At 72.0% G+C, this 21,192-nt stretch carries 17 protein-coding genes; 10 read left to right on the forward strand and 7 right to left on the reverse strand.

What is annotated here, in order from left to right; all coding sequences use genetic code 11:
• Positions 1-139 precede the first annotated feature (139 nt).
• The 4 genes from IE242_RS29270 to IE242_RS39570 all read left to right on the forward strand — a co-directional run bounded on the left by IE242_RS29270 (position 140) and on the right by IE242_RS39570 (position 3,312).
• Positions 140-1,720: an oxidoreductase gene (locus IE242_RS29270; protein ID WP_189864524.1), complete on the forward strand. Its 1,581-nt coding sequence runs from the start codon at positions 140-142 to the stop codon at positions 1,718-1,720.
• A gap of 185 nt (positions 1,721-1,905) precedes the next feature.
• Positions 1,906-2,646, forward strand: a complete 741-nt coding sequence (locus tag IE242_RS29275; RefSeq protein WP_189864527.1) for an LON peptidase substrate-binding domain-containing protein — start codon at positions 1,906-1,908, stop codon at positions 2,644-2,646.
• Between the two features lie 17 nt (positions 2,647-2,663).
• On the forward strand, positions 2,664-3,164 hold the full coding sequence (gene ybaK, locus IE242_RS29280; RefSeq protein WP_189864529.1) for a Cys-tRNA(Pro) deacylase: 501 nt from the start codon (positions 2,664-2,666) through the stop codon (positions 3,162-3,164).
• A 73-nt stretch (positions 3,165-3,237) separates the two neighbouring features.
• Positions 3,238-3,312, forward strand: a complete 75-nt coding sequence (locus IE242_RS39570) for a hypothetical protein (protein ID WP_506417256.1) — start codon at positions 3,238-3,240, stop codon at positions 3,310-3,312.
• 12 nt (positions 3,313-3,324) lie between these two features.
• On the opposite strand, the gene IE242_RS29285 is transcribed toward IE242_RS39570, so the two are convergent.
• The 4 genes from IE242_RS29285 to IE242_RS29300 all read right to left on the reverse strand — a co-directional run bounded on the left by IE242_RS29285 (position 3,325) and on the right by IE242_RS29300 (position 7,270).
• Positions 3,325-3,987: an AAA family ATPase gene (locus IE242_RS29285; RefSeq protein ID WP_189864531.1), complete on the reverse strand. Its 663-nt coding sequence runs from the start codon at positions 3,985-3,987 to the stop codon at positions 3,325-3,327.
• A gap of 34 nt (positions 3,988-4,021) precedes the next feature.
• Positions 4,022-4,846 (reverse strand): ABC transporter permease, encoded by an 825-nt coding sequence (locus tag IE242_RS29290; protein ID WP_189864533.1) that lies wholly within the window; start codon positions 4,844-4,846, stop codon positions 4,022-4,024.
• A 64-nt stretch (positions 4,847-4,910) separates the two neighbouring features.
• Complete coding sequence (locus IE242_RS29295) at positions 4,911-5,924, reverse strand: ABC transporter ATP-binding protein (protein ID WP_189864535.1); 1,014 nt, start codon at positions 5,922-5,924, stop codon at positions 4,911-4,913.
• A gap of 131 nt (positions 5,925-6,055) precedes the next feature.
• The gene (locus tag IE242_RS29300; protein WP_189864537.1) at positions 6,056-7,270 is read right to left on the reverse strand and encodes an NYN domain-containing protein; all 1,215 of its coding nucleotides are present in this window, start codon (positions 7,268-7,270) and stop codon (positions 6,056-6,058) included.
• Between the two features lie 224 nt (positions 7,271-7,494).
• On the opposite strand from IE242_RS29300, the gene IE242_RS29305 reads away from it, so the two are divergent.
• On the forward strand, positions 7,495-7,671 hold the full coding sequence (locus IE242_RS29305) for a hypothetical protein (protein ID WP_189864539.1): 177 nt from the start codon (positions 7,495-7,497) through the stop codon (positions 7,669-7,671).
• Between the two features lie 258 nt (positions 7,672-7,929).
• Here IE242_RS29305 and dnaE read toward each other — a convergent pair whose 3' ends face one another.
• A complete protein-coding gene (gene dnaE, locus IE242_RS29310; protein ID WP_189864541.1) occupies positions 7,930-11,469 on the reverse strand; it encodes a DNA polymerase III subunit alpha in 3,540 nt (1,179 codons plus the stop codon).
• A 693-nt stretch (positions 11,470-12,162) separates the two neighbouring features.
• Here dnaE and IE242_RS29315 point away from each other — a divergent pair.
• The 4 genes from IE242_RS29315 to IE242_RS29330 all read left to right on the forward strand — a co-directional run bounded on the left by IE242_RS29315 (position 12,163) and on the right by IE242_RS29330 (position 17,094).
• Positions 12,163-13,521, forward strand: coding sequence for a DUF2252 domain-containing protein (locus tag IE242_RS29315; protein WP_189864543.1), 1,359 nt, complete (start codon positions 12,163-12,165; stop codon positions 13,519-13,521).
• 148 nt (positions 13,522-13,669) lie between these two features.
• Positions 13,670-14,356, forward strand: coding sequence for a hypothetical protein (locus tag IE242_RS29320; RefSeq protein WP_189864545.1), 687 nt, complete (start codon positions 13,670-13,672; stop codon positions 14,354-14,356).
• A 92-nt stretch (positions 14,357-14,448) separates the two neighbouring features.
• Positions 14,449-15,249 carry a DsbA family protein gene (locus tag IE242_RS29325; protein WP_189864547.1) on the forward strand — a complete coding sequence of 267 codons (801 nt, stop codon included), beginning with the start codon at positions 14,449-14,451 and terminating at the stop codon, positions 15,247-15,249.
• A gap of 183 nt (positions 15,250-15,432) precedes the next feature.
• Positions 15,433-17,094 (forward strand): alkaline phosphatase D family protein, encoded by a 1,662-nt coding sequence (locus IE242_RS29330; RefSeq protein WP_189864549.1) that lies wholly within the window; start codon positions 15,433-15,435, stop codon positions 17,092-17,094.
• 19 nt (positions 17,095-17,113) lie between these two features.
• On the opposite strand, the gene IE242_RS29335 is transcribed toward IE242_RS29330, so the two are convergent.
• Positions 17,114-17,683, reverse strand: a complete 570-nt coding sequence (locus tag IE242_RS29335; RefSeq protein ID WP_189864551.1) for a dienelactone hydrolase family protein — start codon at positions 17,681-17,683, stop codon at positions 17,114-17,116.
• 158 nt (positions 17,684-17,841) lie between these two features.
• On the opposite strand from IE242_RS29335, the gene IE242_RS29340 reads away from it, so the two are divergent.
• The gene (locus tag IE242_RS29340; protein WP_189864553.1) at positions 17,842-19,044 is read left to right on the forward strand and encodes a mechanosensitive ion channel family protein; all 1,203 of its coding nucleotides are present in this window, start codon (positions 17,842-17,844) and stop codon (positions 19,042-19,044) included.
• 523 nt (positions 19,045-19,567) lie between these two features.
• Here the strand turns inward: IE242_RS29340 and IE242_RS29345 are convergent.
• Positions 19,568-21,160: a Na+/H+ antiporter gene (locus IE242_RS29345; protein WP_189864555.1), complete on the reverse strand. Its 1,593-nt coding sequence runs from the start codon at positions 21,158-21,160 to the stop codon at positions 19,568-19,570.
• Positions 21,161-21,192: the final 32 nt, after the last annotated feature.

Genomic DNA, 21,192 nt, shown 5'->3' on the forward strand with positions numbered 1-21,192 from the left:
TTACGTTTAGTGTTCAGGGCGTCACGCAGCGGGCATGAAACGGGTGTACGAAACCCCGCTGGTGATTGGGGCGTTCGGGCACATTTGGGGAGCCCGGGACGGCCCGGCGGGGAGAAACGGGGACGGAGGACAGCGAGCCGTGACCGAGGGTGCCGGCGTCCGGGACGGGGATCCGCCGGACGATCTGACCGCCGCGGAGACCGGGATGTGGCAGGCCTTCCGCAACGGCAGCACATACGACCTGCGCAGCGGGGACGCCGCGGTCGACGATCCGCACTCGGGCCACCCCTGGGGGCCGGAGCGGACCGTACGGGCCCGCGTGGTGTGCTGGCTGCTGCTGGACGGGCCGCCCGCGCTCGCGGGACGCGTGTCGGCGCTGAAGCTCGTCGGCGTGCAGATCGTGGACTCCCTCGACCTGTCGGGGGGCACGGTCGTGCCGTACGTGGAGCTGAAGGGCTGCCGGTTCGAGCAGGAGGTCCGGCTGCCGGAGGCGCGGTTCACCACCGTCCGGATGCTCGACTGCTCGCTGCCCCGGCTGGAGGCGGCCCGGGTGCACACCGAGGGCGATCTGCATCTGGCGCGCTGCCGGATCCACAACGGGCTGCGGCTCACCGACGCGCACATCGGCACGGACCTGCTGCTCAACCGGGCCGTCGTCTACCGGGACCGGCGCGGCCGCTCGATCACCGGCGACGGTCTGACGGTCGGGCAGGACCTCCAGGCGGAGCTGCTGGAGTCGCACGGCGAGGTCAGCCTGCGGGGCGCCACGATCGGCGTGTCGCTCAGTCTGCGCGGCGCCCGGCTGGCCAACCAGTACGGGCGCCTGGCGCTCAACGCGCCCCAGCTCACCGTGGAACGCACCCTCTATCTGACCCCGGCCGGCCTCTCCACCCCGTACTACAGCAGTGGCATCACCCCGGCGCAGGGCACGCGCGTGCAGCGGTTCAGCTGCCGGGGCGGGATACGGCTCGACGACGGGCGGTTCGGTGACGCGGTCGACCTGGAGCACGCCCGTTTCGTCTTCACCGACGAGCAGGAGCTGTCGCTGCGCCGGGTGCAGGTGCCCGAACTGCGCTTCCTTGGCGAGCGGCCCGAGGGAGGCAGGGTCGTCCTGTCGGGCGCGCGCGTCGTCAACCTGATGGACAGGGCGGACAGCTGGCCGGGCCCGGGCAACCTTCAGATGGGCGGCTTCAGTTACGAGAACCTGGTGCCGCGCGGCCCGTTCCCCCTGGCCAGGCGGCTGAACTGGGTGGCGGCCGCGACCGCCGAGTACAACCCGGAACCGTACGAGCGGCTCGCCGCCGTGCTGCGCTCGGGCGGGGAGGACGAGGACGCGCGCGAGGTGCTGCTCGCCAAGCAGCGCCACCGCCGCGAGAACCTGCCGTTCGCGGGCAAGCTGTGGGGCTACACCCAGGACTGGACGGTCGGGTACGGGTACCGGCCGGGCCGGGCCGCCGTATGGATGGCCGTGCTGTGGGCGGCGACCTCGCTCGCCTTCTCGCGGGCCCCCCATCCCCCGATCAAGGGCGGCGAGCACCCGTCCTGGAACGCGTCGCTGTTCGCGCTGGACCTGCTGCTGCCGGTGATCGACCTCGGCCAGGTCGGCTACTGGCGGCTGCAGGGCCTGTGGCAGTGGCTGGCCGCGGTGGTGATCATGGCGGGCTGGATCCTGGCGACGGCGGTGGCGGCGGGGGCCACACGACTGCTGACCCGCCAGTGAGCAGGCGCGGGACCCCGTGACCAGCAGGCACGGGACCCCGCAGTGAGCAGGCGCGGGACCCCGTGGGGCACGGTGTCCGCCGTCCCGTGCGGCACGCGTCTCCCCCCGCGGCCCGCCCTTCCCCGGTGCCCGGACAGTGAGCACGGCGGACACGCGCACCGCGACGGCCATTAGGCTCTTGCGTCGTGACCACCGTCCGGCTGCCGCTCTTTCCCCTGAACTCGGTGCTGTTCCCGGGACTCGTCCTCCCGCTGAACGTCTTCGAGGAGCGCTATCGCGCCATGATGCGCGAACTGCTGAAGACCCCCGAGTCCGAACCGCGCCGGTTCGCCGTCGTCGCGATCCGCGACGGGCACGAAGTCGCCCCCAGCGAGCCCGGTATGCCGGACCCGACGGCCCTGCCCGAGCGCGGCCCGGCGGCCGGCTTCGGCGACCCGCCCCTGCGGGCGTTCCACGCCGTGGGCTGTGTCGCGGACGCGGCGAGCGTCCGGGAGCGCGACAACGGGACGTACGAGGTGCTGGCCACCGGCACGACCCGGGTGCGTCTGCTGTCGGTGGACGCGTCCGGGCCGTTCCTGACGGCCGAGCTGGAGGAGCTCCAGGAGCAGCCGGGCGACGAGGCCGGAGCCCTGGCCGAGGGCGTGCTGCGGGCCTTCCGCCAGTACCAGAAGCGGCTGGCGGGCGCCCGGGAGCGGTCGCTGTCCTCCGGCGCGGACCTGCCGGACGAGCCGTCCGTGGTCTCGTACCTGGTCGCGGCCGCGATGATGCTCGACACCCCGACCAAGCAGCGGCTGCTCCAGGCCCCGGACACGGCGTCGCGCCTGCGGGACGAGCTGAGGCTGCTGCGGACGGAGACGGCCATCATCCGCAGTCTGCCCTCGCTGCCGGCCGCGGACCTGACCCGCGGGCCGACGAGCCTGAACTGATCCACGAGCAGGAGCCGATGTCCAAGAAGTCGAAGAAGCAGCAGTCCGGCGGGACCCCGGCGACGGTGGCCCTGACCGGGGCGGGTGTCGAGTACCGGGTCCACGCGTACGACCACGACCCCTCCCACCCCTCGTACGGCGAGGAGGCGGCCGAGGCCCTGGGCGTGTCGCCGGAGCGGGTCTTCAAGACCCTCGTGGCGGACGTGGACGGCGCGCTGACCGTCGCCGTCGTCCCGGTCACGGGCTCCCTCGACCTCAAGGCGCTGGCGTCGGCGGTGGGCCGCAAGCGCGCCGCGATGGCGGACCCGGCGCTCGCGGAGCGTACGACGGGCTACGTCGTGGGCGGTATCTCGCCGCTGGGCCAGCGCAAGAAGCTGCCCACGGTCCTGGACGCCTCGGCCGCGGAACACCCGACGATCTACGTATCGGCCGGCCGCCGCGGCCTGGAGGTGGAGCTGTCCCCCGGCGATCTGCTGAAGGTCGCGGACGCCCTGTCGGCGCCGATCGCCCGTGCGTGAGTCCTCTTCCTGAGTGCTCGTCCCGTGCGTGACCCCTCGACGGCCGTCCCGTCCTCGGTTATGTACACAGGACATGTCGAAGAGGACACGCAAACGCAAATGGCGCATGAAGAAGAACCGGTCGAACCACGGTCGCCGGCCGGCGTGAGCCGCAGGGCGCCTAGGCCGGGGGCGCTCCCCAAGGTCCCCGGCCCTGGTACTGCTCGAACGGATCGGGGTCCCGCGGAGCGAAGAGCGCCGTGAGACCGAGGTGGACCAGCAGCGCGGCGATCGGCCAGGCGAGCAGCGCGCCCTTCGCGCCCAGCTTCAGCGGCGCCGGGAAGGTCACGCCCTTGCCGACCTCCTTGGCGTGCGCGACGACGTCCTGGGTGGGCCCGAGCCAGACGCCGAGCCGCCACGCGAGCACCGAACCCAGCAGTCCCCCGGCGGTGAGCGCCAGCACCAGCGGCACGCCCCCGCGCTTGCGCACCAGGAAGACGACCAGCGCGCTCAGGGCCCCGAAGCCCAGCGCGAGCAGGGTGAACGTCCCGTCGACGCCGATGGCCTGCTCGCCCTCGGAGTCCTTGAGGTAGACCGCCGTGCCGTCCGAGACCAGCGGGACGTTCGGCGCCAGCCACCGCCACAGCAGCCCGAGCAGCAGCCCGCCGAGCGCCACTCCCACCGTGATCATCGCGGCCTCCCGCAGTTCGGTCTTCGTCCCGGGACCGTCCTGTTCGTGCGCGGCTCCGCCGGCGGCGGGAGCCGCCGTCCCGGATCCGGGGGCGGCGTGCCAGGCGTGCTGGGAGGAGTGGTCGTGCGGAGGCGGAGTCAGCGGTGCGGTCACCCTGCCATCGTGCCAGGCCCGGCTGTGCGGCGCGTCACCGGACGGCCGCCCGGCGGTAGGCCCAGGTGGCCACCGCGAGCGAGACCACCCCGACGCCCGCGCACACGGCCAGGTCACCGAGGACGAACGCCCAGTCGGGGTGGGTCCCGAAGGTCCGCGCGAAGGCCTCGACGCCGTACGTGGAGGGCAGCAGGTCGCGGGCGAGCTGCACCGGCGCCGGCATCCGGTCGGCGGGCAGCACGCCGAGGAGCAGCGCGGCCGACATGCCGAGCTGCCCGAGCAGGGTGGCCAGTTCCGGCCGGGGGGCGAGGAGACCGAGGGCGGCGCCGAGTCCGGCGAGGGCGGCCCCGGCGAGCGGGATCACCGCGGCGAGGATCCACAGGTGTGTGAGCGGCAGTCCGAAGAGCACACAGCCGAAGACGGCGGTCACGATCGTCCCGGGCACGGTGAAGGAGGCGTACGCCCCGGCCGCGCCCAGCACCACGGCCGCCGGCGGCACCGGCAGCGTCGCGTAGTGGTCGAGTCCGCCGCCGGACCGCAGCTGCCCGAAGTACTGGGCGAGCAGATTGAGGGCCACGAAGGCGACCACGAGCACAGCCGAGCCGGCGACGACCGCCCGGGCCTCGTCCCCGCCGTCCACGACGCCCCGCATCAGGATCATGATGCCGATCGACTGGAACGTGGCCACGAACAGCAGCGGGATGCGCGCGACACGCGCGCGGGAGAGCTGCGCCCGGTACACGGCGCCGAGCGACGGCCACAGCCGCGCCCGCGGCCCGAGCGCGGCCGGGGCCCGCCCCGGGCGCTCCTCAGCGGCCAGGGCACCGCCCGGCACGGCCTCCGCGGGTACGACACTCACGTCGAGCTGCTCCTTCTCGCTCCGGCCTCCGCACCGTCCCGTACGGCTGTGGTCGCGCGCGCGTTCATGCCTTCACCAGTCCCTGTGTGTCGCCGCCCAGCGCGAGGTACACGTCCTCGAGGCTGGGCGTGGCGAGCGTGAAGTCGTCGAGGGCCACGAAGGCGGCGCCCCCGGTGACGGTGGCGACCACGGCGCGGGCCTCCTCGGGCGCGAGCCGCAGCGTCCAGCGGCGCCCGGACTCGTCGGCCCGGGGGCGGAGCGCGGCCACCTCGGGCACTTCCAGCGGTGCCCGCTCGCGCCACACCAGGTCCACCCGCACCTCGCCGGCCACCTTCTCCTTGAGCCCGGCCGGAGTGTCGCAGGCGATGACGCGTCCCTTGTCGAGGACGGCGACGCGGTCGAGGACGGTCTCCGCCTCGATGACGTTGTGGGTGACGAGCAGGACGGTGGTGCCGCGTTCGGCGCGGCGCCGGTCGACGGCGGCCCAGACGGCCCGCCGGGCGACGGGGTCCATGCCGGTGGTCGGCTCGTCCAGCACCAGCAGGGGCCGCTCGCCCACCAGCGCGGCGGCGAAGCAGGCCAGCCGCCGCTGCCCGCCGGACAGCTTTCTGATCGGCCGCGCGGCGAGCGGTGTCAGCCCCAGCTCGTCCAGCACGGCGTCCCGCTCCTCGCGCGCCTGCGTCACGTCGAGGCCGCGCAGCCGTCCGGTGGTCTCCGCGGCGAGCGACACGGTGAGGTCGTCCAGCGCGGTGGACTCCTGGCCCAGGTAGGCGAGGATGCGCGCGGCCCGCTCGGGGTGGCGCACGATGTCGTGGCCGAGGATGTCGACGGTGCCCGAGTCCGGGCGCATCAGCCCGGTGAGCTGCCGTACGAGGGTGGACTTCCCGGCGCCGTTGGGTCCGAGCAGCCCGAAGATCTCGCCGCGCCGCACCTCCAGCGCGACCCCGTCGTTGGCCTTCACCTCGGGCGTTCCCGGCGCTCCGCGCCGCCCCCGTACCGCCGGGTAGGTCTTCGTCAGGTCCCGCACCGCGCACACGACGTCACCGTGTCGGCTTCCTTGTCCCGCGCGCGTACTCACGAGGCACGAGACTACGGGGTGCCGGCCCCGGCCTCGCGTCCGGGTCGCCGTCGGGGCGCCGGACCGGTCCGGGCGCGGCAGGTGCCGGCCCGGCCCGGGCGTGCTCCGCCCACCGCCCGGAGACGGCCCGCTCACTCCCCCGCGGGGGCGCGCTCCGTCGCCGTCCGCACATCGATCTCGCGCCAGAACCCGGCCCGGATGGCGTACCGGTCGTGCTCGTCGATCTGGTCGTCCTTGTGGGCGAGCAGTCCGAAGCGGGCGGCGTAGCGCAGCAGCTCCCCGTCGATCCGGTGCGGGATCCTCGGGTACATCCCGGAGAGTTTCTGCAGGTGGCTGCGGTCCGTGAGCCGCTCCACCCAGCGCCGCGCGAACACCTGCCCGACCTCGTAGGGGTCACCGCCGACCGTGGTGATGTCCTCCTCGCGGTCGGCCCACCGCTGTTCGGCCGTGGTGAGCTGGGCCAGGGTCGGCATGGCCGCGGCGTCCGGCGACTCCGCGACGACGCCGGGGCGGTCCACCCACCCCTTGTCGGAGGACCACCGCAGCGTCGCGCTCGCCGGCTGCACGGTCTGGGTGGCGGGTGCCCGCATCGTCGCCAGGTCCTTCGGGGTGGGGACGCCCTTGGGTGCGGGGAGCCGGTCCCCCTCGCTGCCGTTGCGCGAGGGCGCCGCCGGCACGTGCTGCGGCCGCTCCGGAGCCCGCTCCGCCGTGCCGAGCGACGACTCCGGCAGCGGCGCCGACAGGATCGCGGCGATCTCGGGCCGGGGCGCGGGCGGCGGCGCGCACACCCCGCCGAACTCCTTCGCCCGTACGGCCCTGGTGATCCAGACCCGGTCCAGCACGCGCCGTTCGTCGGCCTCGGCGACCAGGTCCTCGGACTGGTTGTAGTCGCCGTCCGCGGCCTGCACGGCCCACAGATGGACGGCCACTCCGTGCTCCTTGGCCGCCATCATGCCGGGCAGCAGGTCGCCGTCCCCGGTCACGAGCACCACGTCCGAGCAGGCCCGGTTGCGCGCCAGTTCGGTGAGCTCGGCGTGCATGGCGGCGTCCACGCCCTTCTGCGCCCACCGCCCGTCGCTCCGGGTCAGGGCGCCCAGGCGCACGGTCACCCGCGGCATCACCCGCAACCGGCGGTGCTCCGGTTGCGGGACTCGGTCGGGGGCGCCGTCGAACCAGTAGATGCGCAGCAGCGGCTGCTGCGTCTCGCACTCGGCGCGCTCACGCAGGCCCTGGATGAGGGCGGCGTGATCCACGGTGATACGGGAGCGCGAGGGTTCCCCGGCGAGAAGACTGGCGGCGGCCCCGAGCAGATATCCGGCGTCCACCAGGACGATGCAGCGGTCCACGCGATCCACCCTCTTTCCGGGAGGTTTGCTTCGGGCTTGCTTCGAGTCTGCCCGACCTCGCGGAGGTTAACGGCTGGAACTGGATCATCGGCGTGGCGCATCCGGAGCAACGCGCTCCGACGAATCGGTCACAGAGCGTGATTTTCCGACATGCACACCGTGTTCGCTTATGTGAGTCTGGTCACGGTCCTGGCATCCAGATCACCCACAGGAGGCAGATCACCATGGCCAAGAACAAGAATCGTAAACAGGCCGGCCCGCAGAACCGCGTCCCCCGTGCCGAGCAGGCCCAGGAAGAGGTGGAGCGGCTCCCCGGGGACACGGCGCCGCCGCTGGCGCAGCCCCAGGGCAGCCCCGCGGATGTCGCCCGTAAGCAGCAGAGGCGCTTCGGCCACAACTGATGCGGCCGCCCTCACGGCCGCTGCAAAGGCCGCCCTTCGACGGCCTCGCCGCGCCTTCGGGCGCGGGAGCCGGTGCCGGGGTCCGGACGGGACAGCCCGTCGGGCATGCGGTACTCCCTCAGTTCCCGGTCCTGCCCGGAACGGGACGGTAGGGCCCTGGCACTCCCGGCACCGGCACACGCCTCGGGCCCCGGCGTCACGACGGCCGGACCGGCCCGCCGCCGATCCAGCCCGTCACCGATCCGGCCCGTCACCCGCTCAGCCCGCCAGGCAGGACGGGCCCAGCAGCACCTTCAGATCGCCGAACAGCTCCGGAGCCGGCTTCACCCGGTGCCGGTCCAGCCGCAGCACCGTCGTCTTGCGCGGCCCCTGGAGCTTGATCCGCACCTCGCTGTCGCCCTTGTGGCTGCTGAGGATCTCGCCGAGCCGGCTGACCATCGGCGGGGTGACCTTGAGCGCCGGGATGGTGAGCACCAGCGGCGCGTTCGTCCCCGCGTTCGACAGGTCGGGGACCATCAGCTCCATCGCGACCAGCCGCGGCACGTCCTCGCGCTTGTCGAGGCGGCCCTTGACGAACACGACCGCGTCCTCGACGAGCTGCGTCGAGACGAGCTGGTACGTCGCCGGGAAGAACATGCACTCGATGGAGCCCGCGAGGTCCTCCACGGTGGCGATGGCCCAGGCGTTGCCCTGCTTGGTCATCTTGCGCTGCAGGCCCGAGATGATGCCGCCGATCGTCACCACCGCGCCGTCGCCGAAGTCACCGCCGGTGAGCTGGGAGATGCCCGCGTCCGCCTTGTCGGACAGCACGTGCTCCAGACCGAAGAGCGGATGGTCGGAGACGTACAGACCGAGCATCTCGCGCTCCTGGGCGAGCAGATAGGTCTTGTCCCACTCGTCGTCCGTGAACGTGACGTCCAGCCCGAAGCCGGGCTCGTCGCTCTCCTCCTCGCCCATGCCGCCGAAGAGGTCGAACTGGCCCTCGGCCTCCTTGCGCTTGACCGCGACCACGTTGTCGATCATCGGCTCGTACTGCGCGGTGAGGCCCTTGCGGGTGTGCCCCATGGAGTCGAAGGCACCCGCCTTGATCAGGGACTCCGTCGTGCGCTTGTTGCAGACGACCGCCTCGACCTTGTCCAGGTAGTCCGGGAAGGAGCTGTACTTCCCCTTCGCCTTGCGGCAGCGGATGATCGACTCGACGACGTTCGTGCCGACGTTCCGCACCGCGGAGAGACCGAACAGGATCACATCGTCACCCTGGGCGGCGAAGTTCGACTCGGACTCGTTGACGTTCGGCGGGAGCACCTTGATGCCCATGCGGCGGCACTCGTTGAGGTAGACGGCCGACTTGTCCTTGTCGTCCTTCACCGAGGTCAGCAGCGCGGCCATGTACTCGGCGGGGTGGTTCGCCTTCAGGTAGGCGGTCCAGTACGAGACCAGTCCGTACGCGGCGGAGTGCGCCTTGTTGAACGCGTATCCGGCGAAGGGCACCAGCACGTCCCACAGCGCCTGGATGGCCTCGTCGCTGTAGCCGTTCTTCTGGGCGCCGGCCTGGAAGATGGTGAAGTTCTTCGCCAGCTCGTCGGGCTTCTTCTTGCCCATCACGCGGCGGAGGATGTCGGCCTCGCCGAGCGAGTACCCGGCGATGATCTGGGCGGCCTTCTGCACCTGCTCCTGGTAGACGATCAGGCCGTAGGTGACGTCCAGGACCTCCTTGAGCGGCGCCTCCAGCTCCGGGTGGATCGGGGTGATCTCCTGCTGGCCGTTCTTGCGGAGGGCGTAGTTCGTGTGGGAGTTCATGCCCATGGGGCCCGGGCGGTACAGGGCCGACACGGCGGAGATGTCTTCGAAGTTGTCCGGCTTCATCAGGCGCAGCAGCGAGCGCATGGGGCCGCCGTCGAACTGGAAGACGCCGAGGGTGTCGCCGCGCTGGAGCAGTTCGAAGGTCGTCGGGTCGTCCAGCGGGAGGCTGAGGAGATCGATGTCGATCCCCTTGTTGGACTTCACCATCTTCACGGCGTCGTCCATGATCGTCAGGTTGCGCAGGCCGAGGAAGTCCATCTTCAGCAGGCCGAGCGACTCACAGCTCGGGTAGTCCCACTGGGTGATGGTCACGCCGTCGGTGTGCCGGACCCAGACCGGCACATGGTCGGTGATGGTCTCGCTGGACATGATCACGCCGGCCGCGTGGACACCCATCTGTCGGACCAGGCCCTCGACGCCCTTGGCGGTGTCGATGACCTTCTTCACGTCCGGCTCGTTCTCGTACATCCCGCGGACCTCGCCCGCCTCGGAGTACCGGGGGTGGTTCGGGTCGGTGATGCCGGACAGCGGGATGCCCTTGCCGAGGACGTCGGCGGGCATGGCCTTGGTGATGCGGTCGCCCATCGCGTACGGGTAGCCCAGCACGCGCGCGGAGTCCTTGATCGCGTTCTTGGCCTTGATGGTGCCGTACGTGCCGATCATGGCGACCTTGTCGGCGCCGTACTTCTCGGTCACGTACCTGATCACCTCGACGCGCCGGCGCTCGTCGAAGTCGATGTCGACGTCGGGCATGGAGACGCGCTCGGGGTTGAGGAACCGCTCGAAGATCAGGCCGTGCGGGATCGGGTCGAGGTCGGTGATACCGAGGGCGTAGGCGACGATGGAGCCGGCCGCGGAGCCTCGGCCGGGGCCGACCGCGATGCCGTTGTTCTTGGCCCACATGATGAAGTCGGCGACGACGAGGAAGTAGCCCGGGAACCCCATCTGGATGATGACGTCCATCTCGTAGTCGACCTGGCGCTGCCGGTCCTCGGGGATCCCGCCCGGGAAGCGGCGCTCCATGCCGCGGCGGACCTCCTCCTTGAACCAGGTGACCTCGGTGTAGCCCTCCGGGATGTCGAACTTGGGCATGAGGTCGCGCTTCTCGAACATGCCCGTGGTGTCGATCTGCTCGGCCACCAGGAGCGTGTTGCGGCAGCCCTCCTGCCAGGCGTCCGAGGAGTCGATGGCGTACATCTCGTCCGTGGACTTCAGGTAGTAGCCGGTGCCGTCGAACTTGAAGCGGTCCGGGTCGGAGAGGTTCTTGCCGGTCTGGATGCACAGCAGCGCGTCATGGGCGGTCGCCTCGTGCGCGTACGTGTAGTGCGAGTCGTTCGTCACCAGCGGCGGGATGCCGAGCTTCTTGCCGATCTCCAGCAGGCCGTCGCGGACCCGGCGCTCGATCTCGATGCCGTGGTCCATCAGCTCCAGGAAGTAGCGGTCCTTGCCGAAGATCTCCTGGTACTCGGCGGCCGACTTCAGCGCCTCGTCGAACTGGCCGAGGCGCAGCCGGGTCTGGAGCTCGCCGGAGGGGCATCCGGTGGAGGCGATGAGCCCCTCGGACCACTGGGCGATGGTCTCCTTGTCCATCCGGGGCCACTTCTGCAGCCAGCCCTCCTTGTACGCGTCGGAGGAGAGCCGGAAGAGGTTGTGCAGGCCCGTCGCGTTCGCCGCCCAGATCGTCTTGTGGGTGTAACCACCGGAACCGGAGACGTCGTCCCGCTTCTGGTGCGGCTGGCCCCACTGGATCTTGCGCTTGTTGCGCCGGGACTCGGGCGCGACATATGCCTCGATCCCGATGATCGGGGTGATCCCGGCCTTCTTCGCGGAGTGGAAGAAGTCGTACGCCCCGTGCAGGTTGCCGTGGTCGGACATGGCGATGTGTGTCATGCCCATCTCATTGCAGGCGTTGAACATGTCCTTCAGCCGCGCGGCACCGTCCAGCAGCGAGTACTGGGTGTGGACGTGCAGGTGCGTGAACGGCGGCTTCGACACGGTTGCGGCCTCCTGGTCAGCGGATCGGCGGATGCGGCGCGGGGCGGCGCCTTATGTGCGGGACGGTGGTCGGGCGACCGGCGGGCGGACGTCGACGGGGGGTCCGGCGGGCTGCGGGCAGCTCGGGGGACAGCGAAGAAGTCTATGCCTCAGGACGGACATCCGGCGGAGTCTCCCCCGTACTCCCGGCGAGGGTCGCGGGCGGTCGCCAAGGGGTCGCGGGCAGTGGTCGTCCGCGATCTTCACGGGCCGGGGAGGCGATCCTCACGGGCCGGGGGGAGGCGATCCTCACAGGCCGGGGAGGCGGCCTGCATCCGTCGGGCGAGGCCGCCCGCACCGACCCAGGAGCCGGCCTGCACCGGCCGGGTGGCCGGGTGACCGGGTGTCGGGTGACCAGGTGACCGGGTGGCTGGGCGAGGTCACCGCCCCGGCCGCCGAGCCGCACCGGCCGGGGCGGTGGCCTCGCCGACTCAGAGGCTCAGAGGCGGGCGTCGCGGGGCGGTATCCGTGAGCAGGGAGGAGCGGGTGCTGCCCCGGAGGTGGGGTTCGCGCTCTTCCGCGATTCTCGTCGGTCCGGTACGGGCACTCCCGTCCGCGGTCGGTCGTTGAAGGCTGCGGAGGATCCGTCGCCCCGGACGGCACCCCCGTTCCACACGTTCACGCGTCACCACCCGCACCAGGAGGCACCCAGCGATGCCGGTTTCGCAGCTCAGCCACGAGCGACGCGGCGAGCAGATCCTCGACGTCTTCGACACCGCCTTCGGCGCGCTCCTGGCCGCCGACCCGGCCGCGTTCCGGGTGAAGTTCCGGAAGATGGCGGCCTCCGCCTTCGCCTTCTACCGGGGCACGGCGTGCCTCTTCTACCAGGACATGCAGGACGGCGTCGGCGGGGCCGAGGGCCGGACCGGCGAGGGGACGGCCGGTGGGCCGTACCTGGACGACCGCACCTCGCGCGTGTGGATCCACGGCGATCTCCACGCGGAGAACTTCGGCACGTACATGGACTCCCAGGGCCGTCTGATCTTCAACGTCAACGACTTCGACGAGGCCTACGTCGGCCCCTTCACCTGGGACCTGAAGCGGTTCGCCGGCTCCGTCGCGCTGATCGGCTACGCGAAGGCGCTCAGCGACGAGCAGATCAGCGAGCTGGTGCGGGTGTACGCGGGCGCGTACCGCGAGCGGATCCGCGCCCTCGCGACCGGCGCCAAGCAGGACGAGGTCCCGCCGTTCACGCTGGACACCGCCGAGGGGCCACTGCTGGACGCGCTGCGCGTCGCCCGCTCGCTGACCCGCTTCGGGCTGCTGGACACGATGACCGAGATCCGCGACTTCGAGCGCCGTTTCGCCCCGGGCGGCGGCTCCGTCGAGCTGGACGCGGCCACCCGCTACAAGGTCCTCGCGGCGTTCGACGGCTATCTGGAGACGCTGCCGGAGTCGTCGCTGGCCCGCCCGGACTCCTACCGGGTCAAGGACGTGGTCGGCCGCCGGGGCATCGGCATCGGTTCGGCCGGGCTGCCGTCGTACAACATCCTCCTCGAGGGCAACAGCGACGCCCTGGAGAACGACGTCGTGATCTACATCAAGCAGGCCCAGACCCCGGCCGTCTCCCGGCATGTCACGGACCCGGCGATCCGCGAGTACTTCCAGCACGAGGGCCACCGCACGGTGATCTCCCAGCGCGCCCTCCAGGCGCACGCCGACCCGTGGCTCGGCTGGACCGAGCTGGACGGTGCGGGCCAGCTGGTCGCCGAGGTGTCGCCGTACGCGGTCGACCTGGACTGGGGCGACATCGACGACCCGGAGGAGATCGCCGGCGTCGTCGCCGACCTGGGCCGGGCCACGGCCACGATGCACGCGGCGGCGGACGACCAGTCCGGCGAGTCCCTGGTGCCGTTCTCCACCGAGCGGGCCATCGACGCGGCGATCGCCGCCGACGAGGACGGCTTCGCCCCCCTGCTGGTGGACTTCGCGCACACCTACGGCGCACGCGCGCGTGCGGACCACCAGATCTTCGTGGACCTGTTCCGCAACGGCCGGATCCCCGGCCTGTAGGGGCGCGGCCGGTGCCTGCGGCACCACAGGCACCGGCCGCGGTGCATGGCCCGCGGTGCATCGGTCCGCGACGCGGCATCGCGCGTGCGTTCGCACAGGCACTCTTTAGGGGCGCCTTACGCGGGCCCGTGGGACACTCGGAACCGTTATGGACATGCCCGGGACTCCGCTCAGAGCCGTGCGCGCGGCGCTGTTCACGGCACTGGTCGTGACGCTCAGCACCGCGTCGCACGTCCTGCTGTCCGGGGTTCCGCTGCCGCTGCCCGCGGTGGCCGTGACGGCCGCCGCCGTCTTCGCCCTCGCCTACACACTGGCGGGCCGCGAACGCGGCTTCGGCGGGATCGCCGCGCTGCTGATCCCGCTGGAGCTGGCCGCCGACACCCTGTTCACCACGGGCCAGCGCGCCTGCTACGGCAGCGCGGGCGGCCCCGTCGCGGGCCCCCTGCGCTCGGTCGGCCTCGATGTGCTGTGCGCCGGCGACGTCGGCACTCCGCTCGCCCGGGCCGCCGGAGACTCCTCCCGCGCGGCCGCACTGCTCGCGCACGCCGGTCCGGCCGCCGCCTGGATACTGCTCGCCGCACACGTCGGCGTGGGCCTGCTGGCGGCCGCCTGGCTGCGCCGCGGCGAGCGGGCGCTCGCCCAGCTGCTGGGCGCGGCGGTCGCCGCGGGCTTCCGGCCGCTGCTGCTCGCGGTCGCCGCGGTGACGGTACGACTCGAGCCGGCGCGCCCCCGTACGCCGCGCTCCCCGCGCCGCCCGGCCACCGCGCGCACCCTGCTCCTCACCTACTCCCTGGGTCGGCGTGGACCGCCGTGCTCCCTCGCCGTCACCGCCTGACCAGCGGCGACGGTACCGGCAGAGCACCTGTAGTCCCCCGTACGTACCCCACCGCGCACGGCATGTGCGCGTCCCCCAGGGAGAGCACCCCCATGAGCAAGCGGAACAGCCAGGCGGCGAAGACGGCGGCCCGGGAGCGGCTGCGCCAGGAGCGCGAGCGGCAGGCCAAGCGTGAGAAGGCGAAGCGGCAGGCCATCGTCGCCGGTTCGATCGTCGCCGTCCTCGCGATAGCCGGCGGCATCGGCTACGCCGTCGTGCAGAGCAACCAGCCCACGAAGTGGGAGGAGGCCGCCGACGCGAAGGTGGTCGCCCCGGCCAACAGCTCGGGCAAGGACGGCACCACCGTCGTGATCGGCGACTCCAAGACCGACAACGTGGTCCACCTCTTCGAGGACCCGCGCTGCCCGGGCTGCGCCAGCTTCGAGCAGACCCTCGGCGAGACCGTCAACAAGGGCATGGAGGACGGTGACTACAAGATCCAGGTCACCCTGGGCACCTTCCTCGACGGCAACCTCGACGGTGAGGGCTCCAAGAACGCGCTGAGCGCGCTCGGTGCCGCCCTGAACGTGAGCCCTGAGGCGTTCATCGACTACAAGACCGCGCTGTACTCGGCGAAGTACCACCCGGACGAGTCGACGGACGAGTTCGCCAAGGACAGCTATCTGATCGAGGTCGCCGACACGGTGGACGCGCTGAAGAACAACAAGAAGTTCCAGAACGCGGTCGAGAAGGGCACGTACGACGCCTGGGCGATGCGGATGAGCAAGTCCTTCGACGACGCCGAGGGCGTCGAGCAGACGCCCACCGTCAAGATCAACGACAAGAAGATCGACACCCCGTCCTCGGTCGCCGAGTGGCAGACGGCCCTGAAGGACGCGGGCGTCACCAAGTAAGGACCGAGGGGCATCGGGCAAGAGCGCAAGCGTCGTCACGTGAGGACGCGGGCGTCACCGTCACCCCTCAGGTGACGCGCGACGGACGTGCGGGCGAACTCTTCGCGGTTCGCCCGCAGTTCGCGTCACGCGGCGCGTGTTCCGTCTTACCTGAGGACATACCGATCAGTAATCTGATCGGCCGTGACCAGTCGCATCGATCTTCACACCAGCCCCGGCCGTCCCGCGCCGCGCCGCCGTACCGTCGTCAAGGCGGCCGCGGCCGGTGCCGCCCTCGCGGCCCCGCTGGCCGCCGCGATACCGGCGCAGGCCGCCCAGGCGCCCGCGTTCCTGCACGGCGTCGCCTCCGGCGATCCCCTGCCCGACGGCATCCTGCTGTGGACCCGCGTGACGCCCGCGCCGGAGGCGACCCCCGGCTCCGGGCTCGGCCCGGACACCGAGGTGAGCTGGACCGTCGCCCTGGACAAGGCGTTCACCCACGTCGTCGCCAAGGGCTCCACCACCGCGTCGGCCGCCTCGGACCACACCGTGAAGGCGGACATACGCGGCCTCTCGCCCGCCACCGACTACTGGTTCCGCTTCTCCGCGGGCGGCACCGACTCCCCGGCCGGCCGCGCCCGCACCGCCCCGACCGCCGACGCCTCGGTGGCCTCCCTGCGCTTCGGTGTGGTCTCCTGCGCCAACTGGGAGGCCGGGTACTTCGCCGCCTACCGCCACCTCGCCGCGCGCGGCGACCTGGACGCGTGGCTGCACCTGGGCGACTACATCTACGAGTACGGCACCGGCGAGTACGGCACCCGCGACACCGTCGTACGGCCGCACGCGCCGGCGCACGAGATCCTCACCCTCGCCGACTACCGCATCCGGCACGGCCGCTACAAGACCGACCCGGACCTGCAGGCCCTGCACGCGGCGGCCCCGGTCGTCGCCATCTGGGACGACCACGAGATAGCCAACGACACCTGGTCGGGCGGCGCCGAGAACCACACCGAGGGCACGGAAGGGTCCTGGGCGACGCGCCGGTCCGCGGCCAAGCAGGCGTACTTCGAGTGGATGCCCGTCCGCCCGGCGATCGCGGGCACCACCTACCGCCGGCTGCGCTTCGGGAAGCTGGCCGACCTCTCCCTCCTCGACCTGCGCTCGTTCCGCTCCCAGCAGGTCTCGATCGGCGACGGGGACGTGGACGACCCGGACCGTACGCTGACGGGCCGGGCCCAGCTCGACTGGCTGAAGGCCGGCCTCGCCGCCTCGGACACGGCCTGGCGCCTGGTCGGCAACCCGGTGATGATCGCGCCGTTCGCCCTCGGCAACCTCACCGCCGACCTGCTGAAGCCGCTCGCCGAACTGCTCGGTCTGCCGAAGGAGGGCCTCGCCCTCAACCCCGACCAGTGGGACGGCTACACCGACGACCGCCGCGAACTCCTCGCCCACCTGCGCGGCAACGGCATCCGCAACACGGTCTTCCTCACCGGCGACATCCACATGGCCTGGGCCAACGACGTCCCGGTGAACGCAGGAACGTATCCGCTGTCCGCCTCCGCCGCCACCGAGTTCGTGGTCACCTCGGTGACCTCCGACAACCTCGACGACCAGCTCAAGGTCCCCGAGGGCACCGTCTCGGCCGTGGCCGCCCCGCTGATCCGCGCCGCCAACCGGCACGTCCACTGGGTCGACACCGACCGGCACGGCTACGGCGTCCTGGACATCACCGCCGAGCGCGCGCAGATGGACTACTACGTGATCGCCGACCGTACGCAGCCCGGCACGGCCTCGTCCTGGGCGCGCTCGTACCGCACCCGCAGCGGCACGCAGAAGGTGGAGCGGGTGTACGACCCGGTGGGCTGACCGGGAGCGGGACCTCCTCTCACAGGCTGTCGAGGAAGCCGAGCGCCACCTTCCAGGTGGCCTCGGCGGCCTCCTCGTCGTAGTCCGGGAGGTCGGGATCGGTGTAGAGGTGCCCCGCGCCGCGGTACCGGTGCACCTCCACATCGGCGCCCGCCCGCCGCATCCGCAGGTACCACGCGCTCAGCCAGTCGTCCGGCTCGAAGGGGTCGGGCTCGGCGACGTGGAGCTGGACGGGCAGCTCGTCCACCGACGCGTTCTCCGCGATGTCGGACGTGCCGTGCAGGAGCAGCAGTCCGCGGGCCTTGTCGTCGCCGAGCGCCAGGGTCTGCGCGATCGCCGCGCCGAGCGAGAACCCGGCGTAGACGAGGCCCCGCTCGGAGTAGGGCGCCGCGGCCAGCACCGCGCGCTTCAGCAGCTCCTCCTTGCCGATGCCGTCCTTGAAGGCACTGCCCTCCTCCACCGTCGTGAAAGTACGGCCCTCGAACAGGTCGGGCGTCCACACCTCGTGTCCCGCCGCGCGCAGCCGGTCGGCGGCGGCCCCCACGGCCGGGCGCGGGCCGTAGATCGAGTGAAAGAGCATGATGTTCATGGGGCCATGCTGCCAGCCGGCACTGACACCGGGGCCGACGACCCGGACCAGGTCCGCCCCCCAAGCCCCCGGGCCCCGGGCCCCGGCCCCCGGGCCATACCCACGATCGCGCCGAAGTCACATGTTCATGACCGCGTATGCCGGTTAGGTTCGTGTGCATGGAGAACGTACTGCGCCCACTGGTGGTCGTGGGCGGTTCGGTGCTGCTCACCCTGGTCATCGGGTGGGTCACCGACCACCTGCTGCGCAAAGCGGACGATCGTGACCGGGAGACCCCGCTGTGGGGCCTGCTGCGCCGCGCACGCATCCCCTACCAGCTCGTGCTGTGCGTGGCCCTGCTCAGAGGTTCCTACGACCAGGCGGACCTCCTGCCCAGGCACGAGATCGCCATCGAACGGGTTCTGACGCTGCTGCTCATCGGGTCCGCCGCCTGGCTGGTGATCCGGATCGCGGCCGCGATAGTCGAGACGACGTACAGCCGCTACGCGCGCGCCCACCGCGACCCCGCCCGGGTCCGCCGGGTGCGCACCCAGGTGACCCTCATCATGCGGGTCGTCTCCGCGATCGTGGGCGTCGTGGCGGTCGCGGCCATGCTGCTGACCTTCCCGGCGATGCGCGCGGCCGGCGCCTCGCTGCTCGCCTCGGCGGGCATCCTCGGCATCGTCGCCGGTGTCGCCGCGCAGTCCACGCTGGGCAACATGTTCGCCGGGCTGCAGATCGCCTTCGGCGACATGGTGCGCATCGGGGACACCGTGGTGGTGGACGGCGAGTGGGGCACGGTGGAGGAGATCACCCTCACCTTCCTGACCGTACGGACCTGGGACGAGCGCCGCATCACGATGCCCGTCTCGTACTTCACCTCCAAGCCCTTCGAGAACTGGTCGCGCGGCACCCCCCAGATGACCGGCATCGTCTACCTCCACGTCGACCACTCGGCCCCCGTGGAGGCGATGCGCGAGAAGCTCCGCGACATCCTGCGCGAGTGCCCGGCCTGGGACGGCCGCGCCTACGGCCTGCAGGTCACGGACACCACCCCGAGCACCATGCAGGTACGGGCCCTGGTGACCGCGAAGGACGCGGACGACATCTGGACGGTACGGGTGGAGGTCCGCGAGCGGCTGATCCGCTGGCTGGCCGACGAGCACCCGTACGCCCTGCCCCGCGTCAACACGGCCGACGCGCTCCTGCCTCCGGCACGCTCGGGCGACGGCCGGTCCGACAGCGCGACCGACGGTGCGGTCGGCCGGTCCGGCGGCGCGACGGTCGGTGGTACGGGCGGCCGGGGGAACGGCGCGGCCGCCCGCTCCACGTCCCGCGACCGCGCGTACGAGTCCCCCGGGACGGGCCCGGCCCGAGGCTGAGGGACAGCTGAGGGGCAGCCGGGGGACGGACGAGCATCAACCAGAGGTGGCGGCCGTGGGCTACGCACCCCGCGCGCGGGACGACGCCGACACGCCCCGACGGCCGTCGAGCCGGGGAACCACGCGGCCCACCACCCGCTTCCCCGGCTCGACGGCCCGAGGACGACACATCCACCCACCCGAACGGCCCGGCGGGGGCCGGCACAGAGCCACCCACCCGAACGCCCGGCCCGACGACCCGTACGTACCCCTCGGCCGTGTCCCGCGCGCGGCACCTGCCTCCCGTACTGCACGCCCCGTACGCACGCGTCGGCGACACGTCGCGGGCGTCCGCTCCCCTGGGCCGCCCTACGTGCAGCCGCCTCCCAGGACCCCGTCTCCCGACCCGCCCCAGCAGCACCCACCGCCCCTCGGACCCACCCCCGGGGACAGTACGTCTCAGCCCAGCCCCGACCCGTCCCGCCTCGCGAACCCCACTCTCCCCGGGCTCCTCGAGCACGGCCCTCACCCGACCAGCGGAGCGTCAGCGCAGGCTCCGGACGTCCAGGTGCCGCAGCACCCGGTCCACGATCTCGGGGTCCGCGCCCGGCTCGCTGCGTGCGGCCAGCACCTCGTGGCGGGCCGCGCTCAGCATCTCGCCCTGGATCCGCCGCAGTCTCCGGAGCCGCAGGTGCCGCTGCTCGAGCCCCGCCCTGCGCTCGTCCTCCCCCATGTCGGGACTGATCCGTACGCCGATGTCGAAGGCCCGCCGGAGGAGTTGCTCGATGAGTTCGTCCGGCAGTCCCTCCGCCTCCTCGATCTGCCTCAGCCGCCGCTTCGCCGCGCCGGCGGCCCGGACCGCGAGCTGCTTCTCGAACTTCTTCTCGGCCTCCGTGTCCGCCTTCACCCCCAGCCGCCCGACCAGCCAGGGCAGGGTGAGCCCCTGGAGCAGCAGCGTCCCCATGATCACGCCGAACGCGATGAACACGATCTCGTCCCTGACCGGGAAGGACGACCCGTCCTCCGTCTGTAGCGGAATGGCCAGCGCCAGCGCCACGGAGGCCACCCCGCGCATTCCGGACCACCACATCACCACGGTCTCCCGCCAGGTCAGCGGAATGTCCTCGTCGTGGTCCCGGTCCAGCCGGGCGTGCAGCCACCGGGTGAGCCAGGTCGCCGGCAGCAGCCACAGCAGCCGTAGGAGCACGACGACTCCCAGGATCGCCAGGGCCCAGCCGAGCATCTCGTGCCAGCGCCCGGTCGCCGTCCTGATCGCGTTGTGCAGTTCGAGACCGATCAGCCCGAAGGCGACCCCGGTCACCAAGGTGTCCACCACGTCCCAGAACGTGTGCCCGGCGAGCCGTGTCATGACATCGTCCGCGTCGGCGGCGTGCTCGGACAGGAACAGGGCCGTGGTGAGCACGGCGAGCACCCCGGACCCGTGCAGTTCCTCGGCCAGCACGTAGGAGGCGTACGGCACGAGCAGGGTGAGCCCGACCTGGAGGGTGGCGTCCCCGAGGATGTCCAGCAGCTTGTACGCGGCCCAGCCCAGCCCCAGGCCGACGGCGACGGCGACGACGGCCGACAGCACCAGTTCCAGCGCGGCGTCCGGCAGGGAGAAGGATCCGCTGACGGCGGCGGCGATCGCGACGTGGTAGAGCACGATGGCCGTCACGTCGTTGAAGAGTCCCTCGCCCTCCAGGATGGACACCAGCCGCCGCGGCAGGCCGAGCCGTCCCGCCACGGCCGTCGCGGCCACCGGGTCGGGCGGCGCGACGAGCGCGCCGAGTGCCACGGCGGCGGCGACCGGCAGCCCCGGCACGATCGTGTGGGCGACCGCGCCCACCGCCGCGGTGGTGACGAAGACCAGCGCCACGGCCAGCAGGAAGATCGGCCGCCGGTTGGCCGCGAACTGCCGCCAGGAGGTCTTCCGCACCGCCGCGTACAGCAGGGGCGGCAGCAGCGCGGGCAGGATGAGCTCGGGCGCGATGTCCACGTTGGGCACGAAGTCCGGCACGGCGAGGACGATCCCGAGGATCGTCATCAGCACCGGTGCCGGCAGCCCCCACCGGTCGCCCAGCGGAACGCTCACCAGGGCCCCGAGCAGCAGGGTGAACAGCAGGGCCAACTGATCCACGGTCGCGCTCCGCCGGTCTGGACGATCAAGGC

It is taken from the genome of Streptomyces poonensis (genome assembly GCF_014650915.1).
In the GTDB taxonomy this organism is placed as follows: domain Bacteria; phylum Actinomycetota; class Actinomycetes; order Streptomycetales; family Streptomycetaceae; genus Streptomyces; species Streptomyces poonensis.

Excerpts from the sequence above, each read along its gene's own strand:
- ybaK (WP_189864529.1), top strand. The coding sequence starts at position 2,664 with ATGTCCAAGAAGTCGAAGAAGCAGCAGTCCGGCGGGACCCCGGCGACG.
- IE242_RS29320 (WP_189864545.1), top strand. The coding sequence starts at position 13,670 with ATGGACATGCCCGGGACTCCGCTCAGAGCCGTGCGCGCGGCGCTGTTC.
- IE242_RS29305 (WP_189864539.1), top strand. The coding sequence starts at position 7,495 with ATGGCCAAGAACAAGAATCGTAAACAGGCCGGCCCGCAGAACCGCGTC.
- IE242_RS29325 (WP_189864547.1), top strand. The coding sequence starts at position 14,449 with ATGAGCAAGCGGAACAGCCAGGCGGCGAAGACGGCGGCCCGGGAGCGG.
- IE242_RS29340 (WP_189864553.1), top strand. The coding sequence starts at position 17,842 with ATGGAGAACGTACTGCGCCCACTGGTGGTCGTGGGCGGTTCGGTGCTG.
- IE242_RS29335 (WP_189864551.1), bottom strand. The coding sequence starts at position 17,683 with ATGAACATCATGCTCTTTCACTCGATCTACGGCCCGCGCCCGGCCGTG.
- IE242_RS29315 (WP_189864543.1), top strand. The coding sequence starts at position 12,163 with ATGCCGGTTTCGCAGCTCAGCCACGAGCGACGCGGCGAGCAGATCCTC.